This is a genomic window from Microvirga sp. P4_G7, assembly GCF_056401005.1.
On the sequence record NZ_JBFUKD010000822.1, the window covers coordinates 1 to 1425 of the forward strand.

Annotated in this window: 1 protein-coding gene and 1 pseudogene; both read right to left on the bottom strand. The window is 61.1% G+C overall.

Annotated features, from left to right (window positions below; genetic code table 11):
- The coding region (locus AC1DT3_RS21010) for a baseplate wedge 1 family protein (protein ID WP_477467133.1) at positions 1 to 511 on the bottom strand (511 nt) is incomplete at its 3' end.
- 9 nt (positions 512 to 520) lie between these two features.
- Positions 521 to 1425: pseudogene (locus AC1DT3_RS21015) on the bottom strand (hypothetical protein); the annotation flags it as partial.

A 1425-nucleotide genomic window follows, 5' to 3' on the forward strand; every position in this document is an offset into this window, starting at 1 on the left:
GGACAACCCGGCCCGCGCCGGACTCAGCGACCGTTGCAGTCGGTCCCCAGACGTGCCGCAATGCGTTCTGTAGGGAGGCAACATCGTACAGACCGAGCATCTGGTATCGCCGGGCCTTCAGGTAGCCGCGATACACCTCGTCGTCGTCGAGACAGATCTCGCTGTTGCCGACCTCTCGGCAGTTGATCCAAGTTCCGCCTTCACAGAAACCGACGATCTCGAATCCGAAGCTTGTCCCGCAATCGAAACCCACAACCGGGGCGACATCGCAAACGCAATGGCACCTGGGCCACCCCATGCGCTTTCCGACCAGCGTCAGCTGATCACCGATCGCGTCATCGATATCGAAGAAGGATGGGATCACACAGATCGACTGAGCGACTTCCTCGATTTGACGAAGGTATGTGCGGATCAAGCCAAGGAGATTGGTCGACTCCCGATATTGGGTCGCGACGCGATCGATCTCTTCCTCAACCATCTCGCCGGTCGAAGGACAAACAGGCACAGCCATGTTTTGAGCCTAGACGATGGTGACGTTGATGCGCGCGGCCGCAAAGACCGCGATCTCGTCGAATGCGATCGCCAGCGGCGCCGGCGGAACGGTGCCGGAGCTTCGACCAGCCGCAACCGCATTCACGCGGACGTTCGGGTGTCGAACCGCAAGCGGCACCCGGATCATATGCGCGTCGACGTCAGCGCCATTGATGGGTTGGCCATCTCCCGAAAGATCCTGTGCCAGGGCGGCAGCAAGTGCAGATGGTGACGGCGGCGGACACCCATTGCGGTCACTCTCGACCGAGACCTCGATATTGAGCCAGATCGGCACCTCGACCGGACGAAGGAGCCAAACCGATCGGCAGAAGCCTTCGATGTTCGTGTCGACCCTGACGTTGCCGTGAGTTCCAATGCCCGGCACGACGTAATCCCTGACGGTTTGAGCGAGTGTCGCGTCCTCGCCACCCATGACGGCGACGGCCACCGAATGGCCTGAGATCCCGTTGGCGTCGACCGCATCGGCATCGTTCACAAACACCTGAGCATAGCCGACCCCTGAGACGTTCTTCACCGCGCGGACGAGGTCTTGCATGTCGATGCGCGCCCGTCCGGCATTGGTGATGGCATGGCGAAACGACGCGTCTGACTCGCCGTCGGCCCGCGCCAGCAAACGCAGACGGCCGAGCATTTCAAGGCGGAACCCGTCCGCCTGATCGGGGTCATAGGATTGGTAGGTGTCTTCCGCCAGTTCCCATTCCCGCGCGATCAGGTTGGCGAAGAGCCCGTTCATCTGTCCAAGCGGAGATTGCGCGGATTGGACGACACCTGGTCCGAAGGTCTGAATATTCTCCTGCTCCACCTCTGCGAGGATGGTCGCGAGCGACTTCCGGGAAAATCCCAGTGGGGTGACGCCATAAGCCATTGATGCTG